21 protein-coding genes are annotated in these 23,712 nt (G+C 36.0%); 6 read left to right on the plus strand and 15 right to left on the minus strand.

Features of this window, described 5'->3' with window-relative positions:
* Positions 1 to 30: 30 nt before the first annotated feature.
* Positions 31 to 2,280, plus strand: a complete 2,250-nt coding sequence (gene parC / locus PU02_RS04365) for a DNA topoisomerase IV subunit A (RefSeq protein ID WP_053944240.1) — start codon at positions 31 to 33, stop codon at positions 2,278 to 2,280.
* Between the two features lie 91 nt (positions 2,281 to 2,371).
* Here the strand turns inward: parC and PU02_RS04370 are convergent, their stop codons facing one another.
* From PU02_RS04370 to rpe, 10 genes are all read right to left on the minus strand, one after another.
* The gene (locus PU02_RS04370) at positions 2,372 to 3,622 is read right to left on the minus strand and encodes a multidrug effflux MFS transporter (RefSeq protein ID WP_082311410.1); all 1,251 of its coding nucleotides are present in this window, start codon (positions 3,620 to 3,622) and stop codon (positions 2,372 to 2,374) included.
* Between the two features lie 68 nt (positions 3,623 to 3,690).
* Positions 3,691 to 4,023, minus strand: a complete 333-nt coding sequence (gene grxD / locus PU02_RS04375; RefSeq protein ID WP_053944241.1) for a Grx4 family monothiol glutaredoxin — start codon at positions 4,021 to 4,023, stop codon at positions 3,691 to 3,693.
* Positions 4,024 to 4,118: 95 nt separating this feature from the next.
* Positions 4,119 to 4,352 (minus strand): BolA/IbaG family iron-sulfur metabolism protein, encoded by a 234-nt coding sequence (locus PU02_RS04380; protein ID WP_053944242.1) that lies wholly within the window; start codon positions 4,350 to 4,352, stop codon positions 4,119 to 4,121.
* Between the two features lie 63 nt (positions 4,353 to 4,415).
* The gene (gene purL, locus PU02_RS04385) at positions 4,416 to 6,626 is read right to left on the minus strand and encodes a phosphoribosylformylglycinamidine synthase subunit PurL (RefSeq protein ID WP_053944243.1); all 2,211 of its coding nucleotides are present in this window, start codon (positions 6,624 to 6,626) and stop codon (positions 4,416 to 4,418) included.
* A 167-nt stretch (positions 6,627 to 6,793) separates the two neighbouring features.
* Positions 6,794 to 7,462: a phosphoribosylformylglycinamidine synthase subunit PurQ gene (purQ, locus tag PU02_RS04390; RefSeq protein WP_053944666.1), complete on the minus strand. Its 669-nt coding sequence runs from the start codon at positions 7,460 to 7,462 to the stop codon at positions 6,794 to 6,796.
* A 12-nt stretch (positions 7,463 to 7,474) separates the two neighbouring features.
* Positions 7,475 to 7,714: a phosphoribosylformylglycinamidine synthase subunit PurS gene (purS, locus tag PU02_RS04395; protein ID WP_053944244.1), complete on the minus strand. Its 240-nt coding sequence runs from the start codon at positions 7,712 to 7,714 to the stop codon at positions 7,475 to 7,477.
* 55 nt (positions 7,715 to 7,769) lie between these two features.
* Positions 7,770 to 8,534 (minus strand): phosphoribosylaminoimidazolesuccinocarboxamide synthase, encoded by a 765-nt coding sequence (gene purC, locus PU02_RS04400; protein ID WP_053944245.1) that lies wholly within the window; start codon positions 8,532 to 8,534, stop codon positions 7,770 to 7,772.
* 192 nt (positions 8,535 to 8,726) lie between these two features.
* Positions 8,727 to 9,275, minus strand: a complete 549-nt coding sequence (locus tag PU02_RS04405) for an RBBP9/YdeN family alpha/beta hydrolase (RefSeq protein ID WP_053944246.1) — start codon at positions 9,273 to 9,275, stop codon at positions 8,727 to 8,729.
* 91 nt (positions 9,276 to 9,366) lie between these two features.
* The gene (purB, locus tag PU02_RS04410) at positions 9,367 to 10,671 is read right to left on the minus strand and encodes an adenylosuccinate lyase (RefSeq protein ID WP_053944247.1); all 1,305 of its coding nucleotides are present in this window, start codon (positions 10,669 to 10,671) and stop codon (positions 9,367 to 9,369) included.
* An 11-nt stretch (positions 10,672 to 10,682) separates the two neighbouring features.
* Positions 10,683 to 11,357, minus strand: a complete 675-nt coding sequence (gene rpe, locus PU02_RS04415; RefSeq protein ID WP_053944248.1) for a ribulose-phosphate 3-epimerase — start codon at positions 11,355 to 11,357, stop codon at positions 10,683 to 10,685.
* Positions 11,358 to 11,578: 221 nt separating this feature from the next.
* On the opposite strand from rpe, the gene PU02_RS04420 reads away from it, so the two are divergent.
* Positions 11,579 to 12,034 carry a flavin reductase gene (locus PU02_RS04420; protein WP_082311428.1) on the plus strand — a complete coding sequence of 152 codons (456 nt, stop codon included), beginning with the start codon at positions 11,579 to 11,581 and terminating at the stop codon, positions 12,032 to 12,034.
* A gap of 520 nt (positions 12,035 to 12,554) precedes the next feature.
* A complete protein-coding gene (gene dksA / locus PU02_RS04425) occupies positions 12,555 to 12,971 on the plus strand; it encodes an RNA polymerase-binding protein DksA (RefSeq protein ID WP_053944250.1) in 417 nt (138 codons plus the stop codon).
* 243 nt (positions 12,972 to 13,214) lie between these two features.
* Here the strand turns inward: dksA and PU02_RS06600 are convergent, their stop codons facing one another.
* Positions 13,215 to 13,379, minus strand: coding sequence for a flagellar biosynthetic protein FliO (locus PU02_RS06600; protein WP_082311411.1), 165 nt, complete (start codon positions 13,377 to 13,379; stop codon positions 13,215 to 13,217).
* Positions 13,380 to 13,757: 378 nt separating this feature from the next.
* Here PU02_RS06600 and PU02_RS04430 point away from each other — a divergent pair, with 378 nt between their 5' ends.
* The 3 genes from PU02_RS04430 to PU02_RS04440 all read left to right on the plus strand — a co-directional run bounded on the left by PU02_RS04430 (position 13,758) and on the right by PU02_RS04440 (position 19,002).
* Positions 13,758 to 16,307: an ATP-binding protein gene (locus PU02_RS04430; RefSeq protein ID WP_053944251.1), complete on the plus strand. Its 2,550-nt coding sequence runs from the start codon at positions 13,758 to 13,760 to the stop codon at positions 16,305 to 16,307.
* A gap of 351 nt (positions 16,308 to 16,658) precedes the next feature.
* Complete coding sequence (dusA, locus tag PU02_RS04435) at positions 16,659 to 17,639, plus strand: tRNA dihydrouridine(20/20a) synthase DusA (RefSeq protein ID WP_053944252.1); 981 nt, start codon at positions 16,659 to 16,661, stop codon at positions 17,637 to 17,639.
* A 358-nt stretch (positions 17,640 to 17,997) separates the two neighbouring features.
* Positions 17,998 to 19,002, plus strand: a complete 1,005-nt coding sequence (locus tag PU02_RS04440; RefSeq protein ID WP_053944253.1) for a nicotinate-nucleotide--dimethylbenzimidazole phosphoribosyltransferase — start codon at positions 17,998 to 18,000, stop codon at positions 19,000 to 19,002.
* 38 nt (positions 19,003 to 19,040) lie between these two features.
* Here PU02_RS04440 and PU02_RS04445 read toward each other — a convergent pair whose 3' ends face one another.
* The 4 genes from PU02_RS04445 to rnr form a co-directional block, all read right to left on the minus strand.
* Positions 19,041 to 19,520 carry an Lrp/AsnC family transcriptional regulator gene (locus PU02_RS04445; protein WP_053944254.1) on the minus strand — a complete coding sequence of 160 codons (480 nt, stop codon included), beginning with the start codon at positions 19,518 to 19,520 and terminating at the stop codon, positions 19,041 to 19,043.
* Between the two features lie 436 nt (positions 19,521 to 19,956).
* Complete coding sequence (locus tag PU02_RS04450; RefSeq protein WP_053944255.1) at positions 19,957 to 20,508, minus strand: thermonuclease family protein; 552 nt, start codon at positions 20,506 to 20,508, stop codon at positions 19,957 to 19,959.
* Between the two features lie 353 nt (positions 20,509 to 20,861).
* Positions 20,862 to 21,029 carry a 50S ribosomal protein L33 gene (gene rpmG, locus PU02_RS04455; RefSeq protein ID WP_053944256.1) on the minus strand — a complete coding sequence of 56 codons (168 nt, stop codon included), beginning with the start codon at positions 21,027 to 21,029 and terminating at the stop codon, positions 20,862 to 20,864.
* A gap of 512 nt (positions 21,030 to 21,541) precedes the next feature.
* Positions 21,542 to 23,620, minus strand: coding sequence for a ribonuclease R (gene rnr / locus PU02_RS04460; RefSeq protein WP_053944257.1), 2,079 nt, complete (start codon positions 23,618 to 23,620; stop codon positions 21,542 to 21,544).
* Positions 23,621 to 23,712: the final 92 nt, after the last annotated feature.

Consider the following 23,712-nt stretch of genomic DNA (forward strand, 5'->3'; position numbering starts at 1 on the left):
TTTAAATATGAAAGGTATTTTCTTGCTGCAATGGCCAATGAAATAAAAGAATTTTCTGATAAGGAACGTATTGAGTCAATAGAGCTACATTCTGCTTTACAAGAGCGTTACCTTTCTTATGCTCTTTCTACGATTACACATCGCGCATTGCCTGATGTACGTGATGGATTAAAGCCTGTTCATCGACGTATTATTTATGCAATGCGCTTATTAAAGTTATATCCTGGACAATCTTATGCTAAATGTGCTCGGATTGTGGGGGATGTTATGGGAAAATTTCATCCTCATGGCGATTCCTCTATTTATGATGCATTAGTTCGTTTAGCTCAAGATTTTGCAGTTCGTTATCCATTGATTGATGGACAAGGAAATTTTGGTAATATTGATGGGGATAATGCTGCAGCTATGCGTTATACAGAAGCGCGTATGACTGAGGTTACAGAGCTATTGCTCGAAGGAATCAATGAAAATGCTACAGATTTCCGTTTAACCTACAATGAAGAAGATGAAGAACCTACCGTTTTACCTGGAGCTTTTCCAAATCTTTTGGCTAATGGTTCTTCGGGTATTGCCGTTGGTATGGCGACATCTATTCCTCCACATAATGTTGCTGAATTATGTGATGCGGCGCTGCATTTAATTTCTTATCCTGATGCCAACCATAAGGATCTAAATAGGTTTGTATTGGGGCCTGATTTTCCAACCGGTGGTGTTTTGATTGAGCCACCTGAAAATATTGAAGAATCTTACCGTACAGGGCGTGGATTCTTTCGATTACGTTCACGTTGGCATCAGGAAGTAGGTAACCGTGGTTCTTATGTAGTGGTTGTTACTGAAATTCCATATCAAGTACAAAAATCTCGCCTTATCGAAAAAACAGCAGAGCTATTAATTGCAAGACGTTTGCCTATGCTTGAAGAGATTCACGATGAATCAGCAGAGGATATTCGTATAGTTCTCATACCTAAAAATCGTACAATTGATCCCGAACTTTTGATGGAATCACTTTTTAAATTAACTGATTTTGAAGTTAGATTTCCTCTTAATCTGAATGTTTTAACTTCAGGAAAGATTCCTAATGTCCTTTCTTTACGTGAGACTTTACAGCAGTGGCTTGAACATCGTAAAGAAGTTCTTATTCGTCGCTCAAATTACAGACTTAGTCAAATTGAATGCCGATTAGAAATTCTTCATGGATATCTTGTTGCATATTTAAATCTTGATCAAGTGATTCAGATTATTAGAGAAGAAGATGAACCTAAAAGAAAGCTTATTGCATATCTTAAGCTGACAGAAAATCAAGCTGAAGCTATCTTAAATATGAGGTTGCGTTCTTTACGTAAACTTGAAGAATTTGAGATTCGTAAAGAATTTGAAGCTCTTAAAGCTGAAGAAGCTAATTTACAGACTTTGTTGGCCTCTGATGCACAGCAGTGGAAAATGGTTTCAGAAGAAATTATGAAGGTTCGCGAAAAATTCAGCGGCAACACTCTTTTAGGAAGAAGACGTACAAAGTTTGGAGAAGCACCAAAGCGTGATATTGATGATATTCATCAAGCAATGATCGAGAAAGAACCCATTACCATAGTTATTTCTGAGAAAGGATGGGTACGCGCTTTAAGAGGGCATTTACATGATTATAAAATTCTTTCTTTTAAAGAGGGAGATTGCTTGAAATTAGCGTTTCCAGCCTGCACAACAGACAAGATTATAATAGTGAGTACTGGTGGAAAGTTTTTTACTGTTAGTGCAAATACCTTACCAAAAGGGCGAGGACATGGTGAGCCGGTTCGTATCTTAGTTGATATGGGGGATGAGCATGATATTTTGACAGCTTTTGTACATGATCCACGGAGAAAATTACTTTTAGTTTCGTCTTATGGAGATGGTTTTATTGTTTCCGAGAGAGGGATTATAGCGAATACCAAAAAGGGGAAGCAAATTATGCAGGTAAAATCTCCAGGTCAGGTGAGGCTTTGTGTCCCTGTAAAAGGAGATCATGTTGCAGTAATTGGCGAAAATCGTAAAATGCTCATTTTTTCTGTTGAACAAATACCTGAAATGAATCGTGGTAAAGGTGTTCGTCTGCAACGTTTTAAAGATGGTGGTGTTATTGATGCCAAAACATTTAATTTGTCGGAAGGATTAAGCTGGCAAGACACAGCTGAGCGCACTTTTAATCGTCGAGCTGACGAGCTTATAGAGTGGATGGGTGTCCGTGCTGGGGCAGGGCGTTTGCTTCCAAAAGGCTTCCCTAAGTCTGGAAAATTTACTGGCTAGTGATTAATAAAGAATACTCGTTTAGATCATTAGTATAGAGAAGGATAAGCTATTTAAGTTTACCTCTTAAATAAGAAAGGGTAAGAAATCTTCATTTTTGAGAAGCATTTTGCATAAATAAGCATCCACGTTCAGCCCACAAAATAAGAAGAATCGCAATAAAACTTAGAAAAAAGAATCCTGCTGAATTGGGGATTGTTGTGTCATCAAATTGTTGTGCAACGAGAAAACCGAGAACTGTAGCAATAGATGTTTGAAGACAGCCAGAAACAGAAGATGCTGTCCCAGCAATTTTTCCAAGAGATTCGAGTGCAAGAGTGTTAAAATTTGCTATAATTCCTCCGCACGTAAACATAATAAAGCTATAAAGCATCATATAATAATAAAAGGGAACAACTCCGTCTGTCAATAATGATGAAACGAACCAAACACATGAAACCGAAGAAAATAATAGAAGCATGCTATGAGCAATAAAGCGAATTCCAAGAGTCATAACAAGACGGGAATTGAAAAAAGCTGCTATAACCTGAAATATAGTAGCAGTTGCAAAAGCGACTGGAAACCAGACGCCTAGATTATAAATTCCATCGTATACCTGTTGAGACGTATTAATAGAGGCAAAAAATGCAACCCATAACAATAGAAGTTGCAAGGGTGTAACAAAGCGCGTTTCGGTCACTGATAACAGACCAGAGGTTTTTTTTACAGAAGAAAAGGAGAGGGATGTTTGTGCGTACAAGGTTTCAGGTAAGCGCAGATAAACCCAAATCATAAGTCCAAGGCTTGTGATTCCCATAATCATGAAGATAAGTTTCCAGTTTCCAAAAAACAAAATAATCTGCCCTACTGTTGGTCCGAGCATCGCAACGATAAGAAAAATCATCATAACCATGGACATAACTTTTGCCATTTTTTTACCATCATACAGATCACGTACCATAGCAGTTGTGAGGACGCGCATGACGGCTCCTCCCACACCCTGTAAAAGGCGTAAAAGCAGTAATACATGAAAATTTGATGTAAGTGCGCATGCAATAGATGCAAAAGAGTACAGTGCAAGCCCTATGAGGACGAGGCTACGTCGACCGTAGCGATCGCTTATTGGCCCAAAAAATATCTGTGTAATTCCGAAGCTTATAAGGTAACAAGAAATGATATAATGTTGGTCATTCTCATTTGCAACATGAAAGTCGGTTAAAATGTCTTTGGTAGCTGGCAACATAATGTCGATAGCTATGGAGTTTATGGCCATCAATGCTGCAATGATAACAATAAACTCTTTGTATCCAATCGCTCTCTTAATTAGATCTATATGTTTTTGTTCTTCGATAAGATATGACATGCGTGCTCATCCTCAAAAAAATCTCGACTGAACAACGCTTTTTAAAGAGCTGAATAAAATCAGAGACATTAAGACATATTAAAGGGGATACCATTTTCACTTAGTAGTTTTTGCAACTCACCACTTTGAAACATTTCTTTGATAATATCACAGCCACCAATAAATTCCCCTTTGATGTAAAGCTGTGGAATCGTTGGCCAATTGGAATAATTCTTAATTTCTTGACGCAACTCATCAGAATCTAGAACATTGATCCCTTTATAATTCAATCCGAGATAATTTAAAATTTGAACAACTTGTCCGGAAAATCCGCATTGCGGAAAATCTGGCAATCCCTTCATGAATAAAACGATGTCATTCATCTTTATTTCATTATTAATAAAATCGTAGGAAGTTGTCATTTCGTTATTCTTGATATTAGGAATTAAAATTTATATTCACACTAGATGCACTCTTAAATCGTATTGGTGCAGTGAATGCAAGAAAAAATTTTAAATTATTGAGGAACACTCGTTTGAATCGCTAAAGCGTGAAGTGCGTTACCCATATTTCCTCTAAGGGCATTATAGACCATTTGGTGCTGTTGAACGCGGCTTTTGCCTTGAAAACTTTCTGAAATAATTTCTGCAGCATAATGTTCACCATCTCCGGCAAGATCACGAATTGTTACTTTCGCATCTGGAATAGCTTCACAAATAAGATTTTCGATTTCGGTAGCACTCATCGCCATTATTACTCTCCTATATTTGTTGTTACAATGAACAATTCTAAACGAATGGGAATCAATAACCACTTATCCTTCATTCATAAACTCTGGAAACCAATTTTCATAAGCTTGTGTGAGCTTGGATATTGAAAGTATGAATATATCTTTTACATCAAGCTCAGAACCTCCAACTGTACCAAGCTTTGTTAAGGCAATGCCATTGATTTGTGCATATTTTTCAAGATTGTGAAGTTCTTTCGGTTTAACTGCGAGAATATAACGGCCTTGATCTTCTCCAAAGAGTTCAGCATGCTGAGGTAGCTTTTTGCTTAACTCTATTTTCATTCCTTTTTTGGCCTTAATAACCATTTCAGCAAGGGCAATTGCTAATCCCCCATCAGAAATGTCATGAACGGCATTGGTATAGCCATGGTGAATGACTTCTCGAACAAATTTACCATTTGTTTTTTCAAGTTGTAGATCTACGTGAGGCGGTGTACCTTCTGTGATGTTTAGAATGTCGCGTGCATAAACTGATTGTCCTAAATGTGATCCACAAGGACCAACTAAAATAATGACGTCTCCATTTTGCATACCATCTATTGTTGCCGTTTGTGACCAATCATCCAATATGCCAACGCCAGCTATTGTCGGTGTAGGAGGGATAGCGTTACCGTTTGTTTCATTGTATAGAGAAACGTTTCCTGAAACGATTGGAAAGTCAAGTTCTTTACAAGCCTCTCCTATACCTTGAATAGCAAGGACAAGTTGTCCCATAATTTCGGGTTTTTCAGGATTACCAAAATTAAGATTATCTGTTGCAGCTAGTGGTTTTGCTCCTGTGGCACTAATATTGCGCCAACATTCTGCAACAGCTTGTTTTCCTCCTTCATAAGGATCAGCTTCACAATAACGGGGAGTTACATCAGAAGAAAAAGCCAAAGCACGTTTTTTATTATTATCTACACGGACAACTCCTGCGTCACCTCCAGGATGAACAAGAGTGTTTCCTTGTATAAAACTATCATACTGTTCATAAACCCACCGCCGTGAACTTTGGTTTGCAGAATTAAGTAATGTTAAGAGTGCATTTCCTAAATTTTCAACTTGTTTGACATTTTCTATTCTGAGGGGTTCTTTCAGGATAGGGGCTGTCCAAGGACGGTTGTAAACAGGGGCTTCATCACCAAGTTCTTTAATTGGTAGATTAACAACTTCTTGTTTTTGATGGTACACACGAAAACGCAAATCATCTGTTGTTTTTCCAATGATGGAAAAATCAAGGCCCCATTTATAAAAAATAGCTGCAGCCTTTTCCTCCTTCTCTGGTTTTAATATCATGAGCATGCGCTCTTGACTTTCAGAAAGCATCATTTCGTAAGCTGTCATATTTTCTTCGCAAACAGGAACTTTATCAAGATCAAGAGTTATACCTAAGTTTCCTTTTGCTCCCATCTCGACTGAAGAGGATGTTAACCCTGCGGCTCCCATGTCTTGAATAGAAATAACAGCTCCCGATTCCATGAGTTCTAGGCATGCTTCAAGTAAACATTTTTCTGTAAAAGGATCACCAACTTGAACAGCTGGACGCTTTTCATTTATAGCATCATTAAACGCAGCGGAAGCCATTGTTGCTCCTCCGACACCATCACGCCCCGTTTTGGCACCAAGATAAACAACAGGCAGTCCTACCCCTTGAGCTTTTGAGTAAAAAATAGAATCTGTTTTTGTAATCCCAGCGGCAAAAGTATTAACAAGAATATTGCCGTTATAACGCTCATCGAAGTTCACTTCTCCTCCAACGGTTGGAACGCCAAAAGCATTACCGTAACCACCGATTCCAGAAACAACACCTGAGACAAGGTGACGTGTTCGAGAATGTTTTGGTGAGCCAAAGCGCAATGCATTCATAATAGCCACAGGGCGCGCGCCCATTGTAAAAACATCTCGCAGAATACCACCGACACCTGTTGCTGCACCTTGATAAGGTTCAATATAAGAGGGATGATTGTGGCTTTCCATTTTAAAAACGACACAAAGACCATCGCCAATATCGACAATACCAGCGTTTTCTCCAGGACCCTGGATGACATGTTCTCCTTGTGTTGGTAAAGTTTTAAGCCATTTTTTAGACGATTTATAAGAACAATGCTCGTTCCACATTGCAGAAAAAACACCCAGTTCAGTAAAAGTTGGTTCTCTTCCAATTAATTTTAAGATACGCTCATATTCATCATTTTTTAGGCCATGTTGTGCAATGAGTTCTGGTGTAATAGCAATATTATTACGAACGTTCATGAGTGCTTTATCCCGTTAAATTAATAAAAATAGGATTTGTGTTATTATTCCCTAAGTAACCGATTTTACTTTCGAGTTGTCAAGCTTTCAAAGAGCTTTAAGAGCTTTATAAGTTAAAATCTAGTTTGTATGTTCGTTATCAATTAAGATACAATCTTTTATAATCACTAACCTAGAAGTCCTAAGGCGCTTTGAAAAAGCAAGCGACCATCGATGCCACCATGCGCAGGTTCAATCATATTTTCGGGGTGGGGCATCATACCAAGAATATTTCCAGATTCATTTATAATTCCAGCAACATCACCAATTGATCCGTTAGGATTTGTATCTTCTGCATAGCGAAAAACAATTTGTCCATTGTCTTCCATTTTTTTAAATATATCCTCGTCTGCAAAATAGTTACCGTCATGATGTGCTACAGGGCAACGAATAATTTGCCCTTCAGAATATCCCTGGGAAAATCTTGTATCTGCATTAGTAATTTTAAGTTTTACTTCACGACAAACAAATTTTAAGGAAGCGTTACGCATTAAAGCACCAGGTAGCAATCCAGATTCTAGTAAAATTTGAAAACCATTACAGACCCCTATAATCGTAACGCCTCTTTGTGCTTTTTCATGGAGAGCTTTTAAAACTGGCATGCGTGCAGCAATTGCACCACACCTTAAATAGTCGCCATAAGAAAATCCTCCAGGAATAACAATCATGTCAACATCTGGGATTGTTACCTCTGTTTGCCATACCTTTAATGGTTCAACACCTGTTATATGACGTAGGGCTACGATCATATCTTTATCACGATTCAATCCAGGTAATTGAATAATCGCAGTTTTCATTGATAAATCCACTTAAAGAAGTTTTATAGTATAGTTCTCAACGACAGTATTTGTGAGTAATTTTTTACACACCTCTTCAAGTGTTTGCTGCGCAGTTTCAGAAGGCATATCATCAAGAACAATGTCAAAAACTTTTCCTTGGCGAACAGATTGGATACTTTTAAAATCTAGACTATTCAGAGCATTAGCGATTGCTTTTCCCTGAGGGTCGAGGACGCCATTTTTTAAAGTAACTATGATACGCGCTTCCACTTTGTGTTTCCTATTGTTAGCAATTGTCGAAAAATATGTGACTCTGCTTTATTTTTTATTTCACTAAAACTGGACCACTCGGTCGAGGATTGTCATTTTCATTCATAATTCCAAGGCGTCTTGCAACATCCTGATAAGCATCGATTAATCCTCCCATATCTTGGCGAAAACGATCCTTATCCATCTTTTCTTGTGTTTTCACATCCCATAAACGGGCAGAATCAGGTGAAATTTCATCAGCTAGAATAATACGCATTGTATCATTTTCCCATAAACGGCCAAATTCCATTTTAAAATCTATTAACTGGATACCAACACCAGTAAAAAGACCAGAGAGGAAATCATTAATACGAACTGAAAGCTGCATAATATCCTCTAATTCTTGCGGAGAAGCCCATCTAAAAGCTGTGACATGCTCCTCTGTTACCATTGGATCATTAAGGGTGTCGTTTTTATAATAAAGCTCGATAATGGATTGAGAGAGAATTGTCCCTTCCTCCAATCCTAAACGTTTAGAAAGAGAACCCGCTGCGACATTTCTTACGACAACCTCTAAAGGAATAATTTCAACAGCCCTGATAAGCTGCTCACGCATATTGATACGTTTAATAAAATGGGTTGGGATCCCTAAACGAGCAAGGTTTGTAAAGATATATTCTGAAATACGGTTATTTAAAACCCCTTTGCCATCAATGACTGCATGTTTCTTTGCGTTAAATGCGGTTGTATCATCCTTGAAGAATTGAATATAAGTATTCGGCTCAGGACCTTCGTATAAAATTTTAGCTTTGCCTTCATAGATGCGGTTGCGACGATTCATCATAACTTTCTATTCGTGTAAGAGATTCTAATATCACTGATGGAAGGAATAGTATCTTAATTAATAACAATTCTCAATGACTGTATAGCACCTATGACCATTTTTGTTATTTCAAGGAGAATAAATAAAGACTAACTAGTGTATAACCCATATTATAATAGAACGATTGCAAAAAATCATTCATACTTTATATCAAATCTTTGATAAGAGACGAGAAAAAGCTATAAGCCCTTCAGGCCAAGGGCCATGTCCGGATTCTGTGTTGATATGACCAGAGAAACCTGCATCAATAAATAATGATCCCCAGTCACTTGCAAGCTCTTTTGCAACTGAAAATTGGCAAAAATCATCGTTTCGACTAGCCACGACAGTTGAAGGAAAAGGGAGTTTGTTCCTCTGGTATGGCCCAAATGTCATCAAATGCTTAGGACGTATTTTTTCATTAGTTACATCTGGTGGAGCAACAAAAAAAGCGCCACAAATTTTTTTTGCATCATGGGCAATAGCACAGATGGCTGTTGGAACTCCCAACGAGTGAGCAATAATAACAACCGGCTTATGAGCGGTTGCAATAGCCTTTTTAACTTCCTGCACCCATTCTTCACAAATAGGTTTAGACCAGTGATGTTGTTGAATACGACGAGCTGTTGATAATTTTTTTTCCCAGCGTGTTTGCCAATGGTCAAAATCAGAACCTTTGTAACCTGGAATGATAAGAATATCGAGTTGGTTTACTTTCATTTATTCTTGTTTACTAATTTTTTTTAAAAAAAGCATAAAAAGATAACACAAAATATGTATCTAAAGCAGATGCTACCATACACGACTTTTATCATGATTCAAAGACACGGTCAAAAATTGTGTCAATATGTTTGGTATGGTAGGAAAGATCAAATTTTTGACGAAGTTCTGTTTCAGTCAAGGCCTGTGTAATTTCTTCGTCTTTTAGAAGCTCTTCCAAAAAATCTTTTCCTTGTTCCCAGACTTTCATGGCGTTCCGTTGTACAATCCGATAAGAATCTTCGCGACTTATACCTGCTTGTGTTAGTGCCAAAAGCACACGTTGTGAATGGATGAGGCCGCGAAACTTATTTAGATTTTTTTTCATATTTTCTGGATAGACGATTAAGTTTTCAATCACTGATGTCAACCGAGCGAGGGCAAAATCAAGTGTAATGGTTGCATCAGGGCCTATATAACGCTCAACAGATGAGTGAGAAATGTCACGTTCATGCCAAAGTGCAACATTTTCCATAGCAGGAACTGAAAATGCACGCACCATACGTGCCAATCCAGTCAAATTTTCTGTCAATATTGGATTACGTTTATGAGGCATGGAAGAAGATCCCTTTTGTCCAGGTGAAAAATATTCTTCTGCTTCAAGAACTTCTGTTCGTTGTAAATGGCGTATTTCTATAGCCAATCTCTCAATAGATGAAGCAATTACAGCAAGTGTTGCAAAAAACATGGCATGACGGTCACGTGGAATAACTTGGGTAGAGATGGGTTCAACACGCATTCCTAGTGCTTTTGCTACATGTTCTTCAATACGTGGATCAATATTAGCAAAAGTGCCAACAGCTCCTGATATAGCACAAGTAGAAATTTCCTCCCGTGCATCGAGAAGGCGCTTCCGGCAACGTGAAAATTCGGCATATGCCAAAGCAAATTTAATTCCAAATGTTGTTGGTTCAGCATGGATACCGTGACTGCGTCCAATTGTAATTGTTTCTTTATGTTCAAAAGCACGCTTTTTTAATGCTGTGAGAAGTTGATCTATATCTTCTAGTAAAATGTTGCTTGCACGCATAAGCTGAATATTGAGAGCCGTATCCAAGATATCTGATGATGTCATACCTTGGTGAATAAAACGGGCTTCTGGTCCAACAAATTCAGCTAAATGCGTTAAAAATGCTATAACATCATGCTTAGTAATTGCTTCAATTTCATTAATACGATCGATATCAAATATAGCAGCGTTCCCCTTTTCCCAGATAGTCTGAGCAGTCTTTTGTGGAATGAGACCGAGTTGCGCAAGTGCATCACAAGCATGCGCTTCTATCTCAAATAAAATACGGTATTTAGTCTCTGGAGACCAAATTGCTACCATTGTAGGACGAGAATAACGGGTAATCATAATATTTCCTTTTAAATTGAAGAGGTTGTAGCCTTGCGTAATGCATTAATACGTGTTTTATAAAGGTCTTTATTGCCATTTTTATAAATAGAAGATCCTGCAACAAACACATTTGCACCGGCTTTTGCAGTAATACCAATTGTACCAACTGTAACGCCACCATCTACTTCAAGGTTAATGGGTCGATGTGCAATCATAGCCCTGACACGCTTAATTTTATCTACCATTTCCGGAATAAAATTTTGTCCACCAAAGCCAGGATTGACTGTCATAACAAGAATGAGATCAACTTGGTCAAGTACGTAGTTCAGTACATGTTCTGGTGTACTTGGATTGATTGAAACTCCTGCTTTTTTTCCCATTTCTTTAATTTTTTGTAATGAACGGTGCATATGGGGGGCTGCTTCTGCATGAATGGTTATAATATCTGCACCAGCTTTTGCAAATGATTCAATGTGAGGATCAACAGGTGCTATCATTAAATGGACATCGAAAATTGCTTTGCTTAGTGGGCGTAGGGCTTTAATAACATCTGGACCAAAAGTAATATTGGGAACGAAATGTCCATCCATAACGTCCAGATGAATCCAGTCAGCTCCAGCATCTATAACATCAGATACTTCCTGACCAAGTTTTGAAAAATCTGCCGCTAAGAGTGAAGGTGCAATGAAATGAGAGCGGGACATTAAGATCTCCTTAGTTGGCTCTTTTCTTACATAATGTTACATGATGTAATGTACAACTGCTTATTGCTTATGTATGATACAATGTAGATGGTTGAGTTTTTCATTAAAATATCACGTAAATTTTAAAACTATGTAAGTGAAATATGTCAGATTGTGCAATAGATTCTACTCATGAATTTCAAAAAACACCCCCTGTTTCTTCACAGGAGTATAGGGATACTATGAGTTATTTTGCAGGGGCTGTCCATATTATCACGACTAATGGTATTGGTGGAAAGCGCGGAGTGACAATTTCAGCTTGTTGTTCCTTATCAGATGACCCTCCAACGCTTTTGGTTTGTCTTATGCGCCACAATGCTGGTAATAAGTTATTTGTAAAAAACGGTAATTTTTGTGTCAACAGTTTAGCAGGAAAGCATCAATTATTAGCAGATATTTTTTCTGGGTGTTCTGGTCTTACGCAGCAGGAACGTTTTAATTTAGCTAAATGGAGGATTTTAAAAACAGGTGCACCGATTCTTTTGGACGCTTTGGCATCACTGGATTGCAAGTTAATTTGTTGGCATGAATATGCAACGCATTATATTTTGGTAGGTGAGGTTGTGGCTACAAACCATAGCAAAAATGAAGATTCTCTGATATATTTAAATCGTAGTTATCACAGTCTACCATTGTAGATTTTTGTATATAAAAGAATCAGATTTTTTTTGTAATCTTTTCTTTAGTGCACTCATGTTTTTATAAAAGTGGTGAAAAGCCAGCATTGTAGGGTATAGTAATATCCTGCAGCTGTATTTATTAAAATGCGGTTATATAAATACTGACTTTAGGGATAATACGATTTTGATCTATACCTCTATGGGACTCTATTTGAGCAATATGTATAAATTTATACCACAAATTTAGTAATGCTTTTTGGTAAGAATCTTAGCATTTTGAAGGCTTAAGTTTTTAATGGATTAAAATTCATCTTTAATCTCTTTAATTTTAAATTTTTTCATTTTTTGCATAAGAAAGTCATTTTTTGCACTTAGCATCCCTCGTATTATTCTCTTAATTTTCATATTTGATAGGTTATCTTATTAATATGTGCTGTATGAGGAGATAGTAGGGAGAATTAGGTAAATTTACGCTTGTGTTGTTGTAAACTGCACAATATTGTAGAGGCCCGCACATACCATATATGGAGGTTATGGCATGAGTAAAGTGATGAAAGCTCGGTATCACCCTAGTGAAGATGAGCCTTTTATGAATAAACGGCAGCAAGAATATTTTCGTGCAAAGTTAATTTCTTGGAAAACCGATATATTAAAGGAATCTCGTGAGACTTTAGAAAGCTTACAAAAAGAAACTGTTAATCAACCTGATTTAACTGATCGGGCAGCTTTTGAAACTGATCGAGCAGTTGAGTTACGTGCTCGTAATCGTCAAAGGAAGCTTATTGCAAAGATAGATGCAGCCTTAGAGCGTATTAAAAATGGTACCTACGGGTTTTGTGAAGAAACTGGAGAACCTATTGCCTTGAAACGTCTTGAGGCTAGGCCGATTGCTGTTTTATCATTGGAAGCTCAGGAACGTCATGAAAAACGAGAAAAGGTTTATCGTGATGATTAAGATAGTGAGGCAAGTAGCTGATTAAAAATAATAATTGTTTTAGAATGACAGAAATTTTATCTGTAATCTGCTGTAAGGGAGGGAGTGTCTTCCCCTGCTTATTAGTAATAAATTCCTGGAATAGACAGATAGTTTAGAAAGGGATGGGTGTTGCCTTTCATTTACCTGATCTTTCCAAAGAGTGAGGTAGTGCTCCTATAAATTAGAGATTAAAATCAACGAAAAACTGTCAATAGTGCATTTCTATGGCATATGACGTTCTTTGTGTGGGATTTTTGTTTTTTTAGTATCAGATTCCACGACAATGTCTGTTGTTCCACCGATAAGAATAAGATGTTCTACATCGTCACGACGGACTAAAATAAGGCGGCGCACACGGTCGACAGCGATTGTATCAAGTATTGCCAGTCGTTGTGGATTTTTTTTCCGTTTATGTTGAGTCCTCTTTTATTTACAAATCGTAGAAGCGCCATGGTTACGACTATTGCTGCAATTGTTACAATAAAAAATATAAGGCTTGTGATCACGCTCGCTGTAAATCCCCCTATTTGGTTTGATAACAAGATATTCACAGTGTTTACTTCCCCTATCAAGTGAAAATCGTTACGTCTTTTATAAGTTTAATTTTAAAAACGTAATCATACAGCAAGCTGATAAGATAGCTTATTCAAGATTAAGTTCTTCATCGCAAATAAGGTAGCATGAATGCATTTGATGTAGTAGGAAAAAATCATGTTTACACTGCAAAGGTGATGATATGTTCGGCTGTGATCAGGGCAGATAGAGATGAATAACAGTTTTAATGATATTATGAAGTTATTATCTAACCCTATGCATTGGTGGCGGTGGATCCTGATTTTTTGGCTCTTCTTTGTTACAATTTTCCTATTTATCATGGGATTTTTGAACATTTTTTACTTACAGGATTATTTTGATAAAGTTGCATTAATATTTTTCTTAATTTTAGCTGTTATAATTTTTACAATGCTTCTTCTGATAGGACTTGGCATCCTGAGATATAAAGGCATTCAATGGTATCATAACCTAGATTTTAGCATTTTTAATGAAGTGAATGATATAATAATTGTTTCTGATTTGTCGGGCTTTGTTTATTACTCTAATCACAATTATCAAAGAATTTTTACCTACAAGAAAGGAATTTCCTGTTATGCCATTATAGCTGCTTTACCGGGTGCTGGTGCGTTCGTGTATCGCCTGAAGCTAGCAATATCCAACAATTTTTTATTTGAAGAAAAATTAAGAGTGGATTGCTCAATTTTTGGTCATTCTATACAGGAAAATCCAGCTTGGTATAGTGTTTCTGTTCATCCAATTGTGCAGTGTAAACAAAAATTTCTGTTTTGGCGTATTACTGATATTATGCATGTACAAGGAAATTGTGAATCTGTTCTTCCAAATTTTCAAGAAGCTATTTGTCAGTTAGATAAGATTCCAGTAGGATTTTTATCTGTTAATACGCAAGGGACTATCCTTTATCTGAATCAAATCTTTGCTGAGTGGTTTTCAATTAATTTAGCTTCTTTTGGGGCTGGAAAACATTGTTTTGATCAATTATTTCACGATGCTGGAATTAATAAAACGTGGAGTGATCTTCGTGCACAAAGTAGAGAACATCAGCGTTTAGATTTTTCTCAACCCTATGAATTTACACTGCGTTTGGCCCCTGATACGAGTAGAGAGAAACTTCTAAGCTGTTTTATGTCTGTTTCTTCTCTTCCAGAAGATGACGATGTTCATCATATTATTATGGTGCCAAAACGAACACAAGAAGATGCAAAAAATTTGCCATCAGCAATATCAAATAGACTGGTGAGTTATCTTGATAAAAGTCCCTTTGCAATAGCGGTAGTTGATCATAGAGGGAACTTTATTTGTGTAAATAATGCTTTTTCGTTGTTAATGCGGTGTACCAGCGATTTGATTAGCCTTTATGATGTTATACCCAGTCGTGATCATGCACGATTGAGGTATGCATTCCAAAAAATTGCAACATATCAAAATGTTTCAGATCCAATTGATACAGTATCTAAAAATGATGGAGAACATCATTTGCGCTTTCATGTGATGCCAGTGGTTCAGGATCATGCTGGCACAGCACAAAATTTTGCTGTTGTATCGGTTGTTGAAATAACAGAGCAAAACACATTTGAAGCTGAAATAGCACAAAACCAAAAGATGCAAGCTGTTGGACAATTAGCCGGGGGCATTGCTCATGACTTTAATAACGTTTTAACAGCAATCTTAATGTCATGTGATCTTCTTCTAAATACACATCGTAGTTTTGATCCAGCGTACGCTGATCTCATTAACATAAAAAATAATGCTGATCGTGCTGCTGCACTTGTTCAGCAATTATTGGCGTTTTCTAGAAAACAAACGCTTCTTCCTGAAAAGATTGACTTTACAGAATTTCTGTCAGACATCCGCAGTCTAATTTTACCTCTTCTGGGTAATAATATTCAATTAAAAATTATTCATGGAAGAGATTTATGGAGTGTCAAAGTTGATCAGGCATCTTTTCAACGTATCATTATGAATTTAGTTATTAATGCACGCGATGCTATATCTGATACAGGTGTAGTGACAATTACAACTAATAATATTACAAAGGAGCGTAGTGTTGAGCTCAATTACGTAGACTTTTCAGCTGGTGAATATGTTCAGTTAAGCATTTCAGATACGGGATCTGGTATACCTTCTTCTGTTCAAGAGAAGATGTTTGAGCCATTTTTTACAACAAAAGAAGTTGGAAAAGGAACAGGCCTTGGTTTATCGATGGTCTATGGAATTATAAAGCAAACAGGTGGTTATATTTACTGTGATAGCCAAGAGGGGCAGGGAGCGACATTTCATATTTTTCTGCCTCGTTACATTGCTGATCCTGAAGATGAAGTTAAGCATATTGAGGAAGTGAATAAGAAAGGTCAAAATCAAGATTTGACAGGCTCAGCAACTGTGTTATTGGTTGAAGATGAAGATGCTGTTCGAATGGGAGGAATGAAAGCACTTCAGATGAGGGGGTATACGGTCTTAGAGGCTAGAAGCGGAGAGGATGCACTCTCTGTGCTTGAAGATAATAAAGGTACTGTTGATATTATAGTTTCTGACGTCGTTATGCCGGAAATGGATGGGCCGACTTTATTTCAAGAGGTACGCAAAAATTATCCTCATATTAAATTTATTTTTGTTTCTGGATATACAAAGGATACTTTCTCGAAAAATCTTCCCAAAGATGCTGTTTTTGGATTTTTATCTAAACCATTTACACTAAAACAGTTGGCACTAGCGGTTAAAGAGGGACTCGCAAAAAAATAGGACGAATTTACAAGTATAATGAACAATAAAAATATCATATATAACGAGTTAATTCTTTAAGTTAAATTTTAATAAATTTAGGTAATATTTTGATAAATTAGTATATTATGAATATAAAAATCGTAGTGATATTAAAGTGGAGATGCTACGTTTGTGTATTCTACTACAGCAGTATGAAAATACTATATGGTAGCCATTTTTATAAAAAACTCTTTAAGGAAATTGCAGATAAAAATAATATCTGAGATACATTTTTTATCATATGTATAATAAATATGCTGGCGCTATGTGAATAAAAATTGGCACGCATGAGTACTAGAAGAGCATTGATGGTAGAGATATAGGTTAATTATGGCGCTTTATGATACTTCGCCACTGGTTAAGTTTGCAGTGGCTCCAATGTTGGATTGGACAGATCGGCATTGCAGATTTCTTTATCGTCTTTTAACGAAAAAGGCGCTTCTTTATACTGAAATGATTGTTGCAGATGCTATCATACATGGAAATCGTCAGCAAATTTTAGCTTTTAGCAGTCAAGAACATCCAATTTCACTGCAAATAGGAGGACATGATCCTCAGAAATTAGCACAGGCTGCACAAATTGCCGAGAGTTTTGGTTATGATGAGATTAATTTAAATGTAGGATGTCCATCAAATCGTGTTCAGGCTGGTACGTTTGGAGCTTGCTTAATGCTGAATCCTGATATTGTAGCGCGTGCCGTAGATGCAATGAAAAAAGCTATAAGTCTACCTGTTACTGTCAAATGTCGTATAGGTGTGGATGAACAGGATGAAGAAGCAGCTTTAAATCTTTTAGCTGATCAATTGTGGAATGCCGGTTGCAACGCGCTTTGGGTTCATGCACGCAAGGCATGGTTAAAAGGTTTAAGCCCCAAAGAAAATCGAAATATTCCACCACTTCATTACGAACGGGTATATAATTTAAAAAATAAATATAACAATAAATTCATTGGAATAAATGGAGGAATTAAATCAATTAATGAAATAAAAGAACACCTAAAATTTTGTGATGCGGCTATGGTTGGACGGCAGGTTTATTATAACCCATCCTTATTGTGTCTCATTGATTCTGAAATATATGGTGAGTCACGGAGTGTTTTTAGAGATTGTGATCTTATCAATGCAATGTATGAGTATACTGATCGACATCTTGCAGTGGGTGGAAGTCTTTTTCATGTAACACGCCACATGGTACATCTGTTTCATGGTCGAAAAGGTGCACGCAAATGGCGGAGAATTTTATCAGATGCTGCAACAAAAGAAGATGCAAAGGCACATATTATCAAAGAGGCTTTTGCTTCTCTTGTTTAGAACGCTTTCGTAGTGGTTTACATTACCTTTTCAATAAAATAGCATGTAGTGCTTATCGTAGTTTATTAATGAGCCAGATAACGTTTTTTTGTTGTAGAGTAAATTTCTTTTGCAGAATCTATAACTCTGCATGTTGTTATGCTACTGGCTAGTAAATAGTTATGAGATAGTTTGTGTATGAACTGTGTTAATCGAATTTGTCAAATAATAATTTTAGTAAGACAGGAGTTCAATTCAAATGATTGCTGCTGAGTAGTGGGGATATCTATTGTTACAATATATTCGAAATACAAAATGAATTGTTCATAACATGTTCGTACAAAAGAGTTTTAATTATACGGTGTAAGAAGGTATTTTCATATTGGCTGCTCCTTTCGATGATTTTCATGCATTGCTAACAACTTTACCTACCATTGACGAATTTTTTGTAACTTTAGCAAAAAAGCGGCAAATAAAATTGAAAAAGTCACGGGGAAAACTAGGAAAATTAGAAGAGATTGCAATTTGGTACGCTGGATGGAGAGCTGAAGAAAAACCAGTTATAAACAAACCGTTTGTGGCTATTTTTTCTGGAAATCATGGTGTTACTGATCAAAATATCACACCATTACCAAGATCTGTAACGCAGCAAAGAGTTGATAATTTTTCAGTAGGAGGGGGCGTTATTAATCAAATTTGTGCATCTTATGATCTTGGATTGAAAGTATTTGATCTGGCACTGGAATATCCAACAATGGATATTACTAAGGGAGCAGCAATGGATGAACGTACTGCAGCTGCAACAATGGCATTTGGGATGGAAGCAATTGCAGGAGGAACAGATCTTTTGTGTATAGGCGAAATGGGTATTGGAAATACGACTATTGCCTCAGCTCTATGTTTTGCTTTGTTTGGTGGAGAAGCTGAAGAATGGGTAGAATCTGATACAAGTTCTATGAGTGATTTTTATCAAAATAAAATAAAGGTAGTAAAACAAGCAATTTCTTTACATAAGGATTTTTTCAATGATCCTTTTGATATTATGCGCTACTTAGGGGGACGTGAAATTGCTGCTATGGTTGGGGCTATTTTGGCTGCAAGAATGGAAAGGATTCCTGTTATTCTAGATGGTTTTGTAGCAACTGCGGCAGCAGCGATTCTCTATAAGATATATCCAATGGCTCTTGATCATACTATTATCAGTCATATCTCTAAGGGAACAGCACATAGCAAGCTTTTAGAAAAAATTGAGAAAAGACCACTTTTAGATTTAGAAATAGATCTTGGTGAAGGGGCAGGTGCAGCTATAGCAGCTGGTGTGGTTAAGGCAAGCGTTTTAGTTCATGCGCAAACAACACTGCTAGAAGAGAAAAATGGTATCTAAAAAACGAAAAATCTCTACAAAACATGAAGAAATATTCTTCATCTGTTTTCCTTTTCTAATATTATATAATCAAGAGGAAGTTCTGTGGTGTATTTAATTTGTTCCATAGCAAAAGAAGAAGATACGTCGTAGATATCAATCTGCGTAGTTAGCTTTTTATAAAAAATATCATAAGATTCAATGTTAGGAACTACAACACGTAGTAAATAGTCTATATCTCCGTTCATTCTATAAAATTCAATGACTTCGCGAAATTCATGAATAATTTTTGAAAAGCGCTTAAACCACTCGTGACTATGCGAATTGACGCGGATGGAAACAAAAACGGTAACATGTACATTCACTTTTTGAGGAGAAAGGATAGCAACACGGCGCTGGATTACGCCATCTTCTTCAAGTTTCTGAATTCTTCTCCAACAAGGAGTTGTGGAAAGCCCAACTTTTTTAGCAATATCAGCTACGGAGAATGTAGCATCTTCTTGTAATAAACAAAGGATTTTTCGATCAAGGCGGTCCATATTTCTCTTCCAAGTATTAAAACTTACAAAAATTAACGGATTAAAAGACGAAGATACACAATGGGACTATAGTAATCACGAAGTAGCATTGCAGTCCAAGAGTACTTTTTGCTATAGTGGGTAAGGTAAAATGGCGACATCATGTTCTTTGATTGACCTGCATAAATTTCTTTAATGGTAGTAAGTGGTCTATGATAGCCCTATATTTTAATTCTGAAATGTGCCATTTTTGTGCATAATTACCCATCAATGGTAAGGGGAAATCTTATCCAGCCGTGGCTTGAATATTTTAAAATTATATATCTCTTTATATTGAATTAGATTCACCGTAGTCATAATCAGAAAATTATGTCTATGATGGCAAACAAGAATTTGTTGGTGAGGACATATATACGGAGAGTTATACCTTCAGAAAACTATATATAATTTTAATATTCTACTTTATTTTTCTATATGAAGATGATTTTCGCCATTGTTGTGGCCGTTGGAAATATGATCTCCATATTCCCCTTTTTTCCTCCCTGGCTTCTTTTTCTTCCCGAGGATATTCGTAGTAACTTACAGCCCAACCTTTATGCACCATCGCAGCATTTATGTTATTGATGTCTTTTGTTCGACAGGTAGCAATAATACGATGATATTTATCTCTTTTATTCCAATGACATGTAATCATTCTATTTGATATGAGCTTTTCTAAATTCTTCTTCGCTCTAAGACCACAAGGGTATCTCTCATTTTTTATACCGCAAAATTGGCCAAGTTCGGGAGCATCGATTCCTGAAAGTCGGACCATAATATTAGATATTACAATTGAATCGCCATCGATAACTTTTGCATAACCTCTAATGGTTTTAGAAGTAGAAATTTTTTTTTGTATTTGAACAAAATTTTTACAGAGTACTGGACTCGAAAAAACAAAAATTGTTACAAAAAATCCTAAAGTGAAAACTTTCTTTTTTAAATATGTTTTGGGAATAAGAAAATTCATTACTTTAATTAGCTAATAACCGTAAAATTATATAACAAAAAAATGCAACACAAATTGCCAAAAATAACGAAAAATAAAGACCCTATATAAGAGTTGAGTGCAATTTTCTGTTGTAATGATACCAAAAAGATATCAACGGCAAAAACGGAAGCACTTATTAGACTAACCACAGACACAATGATTAGCAGTATTTCCACAATATAGAAGCACAGCGCACACAAGAACAATGTACAGAAGAACCTCAAAACGGAAAGAAGTTACATACAGAACACACTAGCTCATCGAAAGGAAGTACCCAAAAACGTTCTAATCTTATCCATAGTTTTTCACTTAGGAACAAGAAAACAAATCAACTACTTAATTTTAGCTTCTTTAAAATTAACATGCTTCTTCGCAATAGGATCATACTTACGCTTACTCATCTTATCTGTCATTGTACGGCTATTTTTCTTTGTCACATAAAAAAAACCGGTATCCGCAGTTGATAAAAGCTTAATCTTAATTGTTGCTGCCTTGGCCATGATAAGGGTCCTATTACATTAAAAACAACACCACTGTGCTATCAATAATTTACTTTTTTGATTGGATTATGTTCCTCGATCAACCTACGTATGTTACAAAAAAAGTCAAGGGTCAATTGCTAATTGTGCATTGATTAGAAAAAAGTTAAAACGACCTATAATCATAGGTTAAAACAATACATGATCCTAAAAGACAAGCGATTTTAACAAAATACTCTCTTATCACTTTATAGTTGAATAAAAACTCACTTACATATTTTAAAATATAATTGTACTCTCAATAAGAAAAAAGCTTGCACTCTTCAAAAAGTATATTGATAGTTCTATATGATTTTGAGTTATAAAAATTATCATTATACATTCAAAAAAATCCCAAATATCATAATTTATTAATATTTAATTATTTTTGCTCGCAACAAATTCAAAAAATATTAATCCTTGTGTGAGTTATTAGGCAGTAGGATAACTTAATTTAATACATTTCTATGAGATCTTCATAAATTAGGTACATCTCATGTAATGTTTTTTCTTTGATAAAAATCAGATCGTTTCTTTTTTATTGGGTATTTTTCTTCGTTGTAGGAAGAAGATGAAAAGCTTGATGGGTGAGGTTCTGTTAATATTTTAAGGCACAAAGAACCAGAAATGGGTTGTACTTCTACAAGTTTTATCTCTACTTTATCACCAATTTGGTAGCATTTTTTGCTATACTTTCCTACAAGAGCATGCTGCTCTTCATTAAGGTGGTAATGATCTTTCCTAAGAGTAGAAATAGGTACAAAACCATCTGTATGAAGATTATCAAGTAGAATGAAAAGACCTGCTTTTGTAACTCCAGAAATGCGACCCGTAAATATATGCCCAACTTTATTTTCTAAATAGTGTGCAATAAGTCGATCAACGGTTTCTCTTTCAGCTATCATTGCTCGGCGTTCATGAGAAGATATTTGTATGGCAATTTGTGCAAGATTTTGTTCCTGTTTATCTTCGAGGGTATCATCCCCTAATTGTAAAGCTTTGATAAGTGCTCGGTGAACAATAAGATCAGCATAACGACGGATAGGTGACGTAAAATGCGTATAATTTTGCAAATTTAAACCAAAATGCCCTCTATTTTTAGGATGATATTCGGCTTGAGATTGGGAACGCAAGATCACTTGATTTATAAGTTCTTGTTTTTGTGTATTACTGACATTTATAAGAATACTGTTCAATTTTTTTGATGTAAGTTCTTCTTTTTTAGAGAGAACTATTTCAAAATTATGCAAAAAATTATAGAGTGTTTCTTGTTTAGCAAGGGAGGGTTTGTCATGAATACGATAAATAAAAGGTTGCTGATGTCTTTTTAATGTTTCGGCAGCAGATACATTGGCCTGTATCATAAATTCTTCTATTAAACGGTGTGCTTCCAAACGAGGTGGAATTATAATATCTTTAATTCGCCCTTGATCATCAAGAATAATCTTTTTTTCAGATATCTCTAACTCTAATGGTTGTCGGCTGTTGCGTGCAATTTTTAAGCTATCATAAGCTTCCCATAATGGCTTTAGGATATTTTCAAGGAGAGAAACTGTTTTTTCATTCACATTGCCCTCAATAGCGTATTGTACTTCTTGATATGATAATTTTGCTATTGTTCGCATTGTAATACGATGAAAGCTATGTTGACGTTTGTTGCCATTGGCATCAAATATCATACGAACGGCTAGGGCAGGCCTGTCTTCTCCTTCACGCAGAGAACACAAATTATTTGAAATAAACTCAGGCAGCATTGGTATAACTTTACCTGGAAAATAAATAGAATTTCCTCTCTTAAATGCTTCTTTATCTAATGCACTATCTGTTTTTACATAATAAGAAACGTCTGCGATCGCGACAATGATAATCCAACCACCTTCATTAGTGGGGTCTTTATCTTTTGTTGTGTAAACTGCATCATCATGATCTTTTGCATCTGGTGGATCAATTGTAATGAATGGTAAATTCCTCCAATCTTCACGGTTGACGGTATTGGAAGGCTTTATATTTTCTACTTGTTCAAGCACATTTTTAGGGAAGTGATAGGGAATCTCTTTTGAAATAAGAGAAATTATTGCCAGTTCTTTTTCATCAGTAATATGTCCTAAAATATTTTTTATTATTATATTTTTTGAGTTAGAACGGGTACTTTTTGGGATTTCAGCTTCAATTAAATGGCCAGATTGTATGTTGTTATTTAAAGGTTTACAAACAATGAATCCTCTGTCTTTTTTTTCTAGCGGTAAAAACTGCCATTGATCATTTTCCAATTTTTTAACGATGCCGACAGTGGTTGTTTTTTTCTTATAAATTTTACGAACTATTCGTCCTGTATATGATGGAACTTGAGAATTTTTATTTAGGAAAGTTTTTACAAGAACATAATCTTCGACGCCAATATTTTTATCCTTTTTAGAATGCAAAGGAAGAATTTTAACATCATGTTTTATGCTGTCATTCCAATTAATGGGTTGTGCAGTAAAACTACCATCATTGTTTCGTGCACTAATTTTTACCACGACTATAGAAGGCAACTGAAGAAAAGGGATTAGTTTTTTATATTGTTTTAGCATGAAGTGCTTATTCTAAAGGTCATGTGATATATTCCTTACCGGTTATGACGGTCATTTTAAATGAGATATATAGGAAATTCTGTTTCTACTTT

Source organism: Bartonella ancashensis, from assembly GCF_001281405.1.
GTDB classification, from domain to species: Bacteria; Pseudomonadota; Alphaproteobacteria; order Rhizobiales; family Rhizobiaceae; genus Bartonella; species Bartonella ancashensis.